General features: G+C 57.6%; 2 protein-coding genes. Both read left to right on the forward strand.

Annotated elements, in window-relative coordinates:
* The first annotated feature begins 114 nt into the window (after nt 1-114).
* A complete protein-coding gene (locus tag EYQ95_RS26165) occupies nt 115-348 on the forward strand; it encodes a hypothetical protein (protein ID WP_132332158.1) in 234 nt (77 codons plus the stop codon).
* A 167-nt stretch (nt 349-515) separates the two neighbouring features.
* On the forward strand, nt 516-977 hold the full coding sequence (locus EYQ95_RS26170) for a hypothetical protein (protein WP_132332160.1): 462 nt from the start codon (nt 516-518) through the stop codon (nt 975-977).
* Nucleotides 978-1183 lie beyond the last annotated feature (206 nt).

The following is a 1183-nucleotide window of genomic DNA, read 5'->3' on the forward strand; positions in this document are numbered from 1 at the left end:
CGGCCAAGCTGCCGCAGCTCTGGCATGATCGGCTCCGGATAGCCCGCCGCAGCGGCGCGGCTTAGCTCTGGTGTTAGGCCGCTAAGCTGGCACCACAGCATCGGGGGAGACATCATGGAAACGCTCAAGGGCATCGGGTTCATAGTGGCGGTCATCGCGTTCGGTATGTCACTGTTCCGCCGCAAGTGGTTCGAAGACGAGATGCGTCGCAATGAGTCGCACGAGGCGCCGTCCGAACATCAGCTCAAGTGGCATATTCGTCACCTGCGCGAAGACATACATGCCCTCGTTATCATCAACTACGTGTTGCTGATTCTTGTCGCAGCATTCCTTTTCTTTAAGCTCTAGCGGCCGCCTGCGTGGAAACCGGGGCGCGGCCTAACAATTCGTCCAAGCCGACGCCGCTTCGCGGCGCGGCTTAACTCAGGTGTTAGGCCGCTTGACGAGATATGACGGCTGACCGTACAAACAGCGAGTCGGCATGAGCCGACTTAGCCAATAAGGGACTGCGTATCATGAAAGGTACATTGGCGTTTATTGCGCTGGGCCTTGCGCTCTCGGCGACGGCTGCACCACGCAACCCAGCTCCTGCCGTACTGACACACCAAGATGTAATTCAGGGGCTGGGCGAGCGCTTTCCAAATGCCCAGAATGTTAGTAAGAGTCAAAACTTTCGGGTATACCGATTCGTTAAAGATGGTGTTACTTACATCCAGATCAACCGCTTAGATGGCTCGGTTCTGACTGCCGTAGCGATGGCCGGCCCGGCGAGCTTTGTATTGCCCGTAGGCGAACTTCCAGCCTCTCAGGTGATCGTGGGTTCCCAAACACCGGCGACGTCTGCGACTGCCGCTGCAACCTGCCCCTGTAGCGCGCAGGTCGTCTACCGTGGACCTGAAGGAACTGTCATCGTCGTCTATGGCTCAAATGGGCAGGTCATTCAAGTGGTCGTGCTTCCGAAGACGCAGGCACAATAGCTAAGCGGCCTAACGATTCGTTCAAGCCGACGCTGCTTCGTTACGGCAAAAGGGTGGCACTGAAAAGCGTGCCACCCTTTTGCCTCCACTACGCAGCGCGGCTTAACTCAGGTGTTAGGGCTCATGTCGGACACACGTAGCACTCGACCGAAAAGGTGGTACCGCCTCTGGTCGCTGCCCCTTCTGATTGGCGGCCTGCTCTACCT

Source organism: Lysobacter sp. N42 (assembly GCF_004344885.1).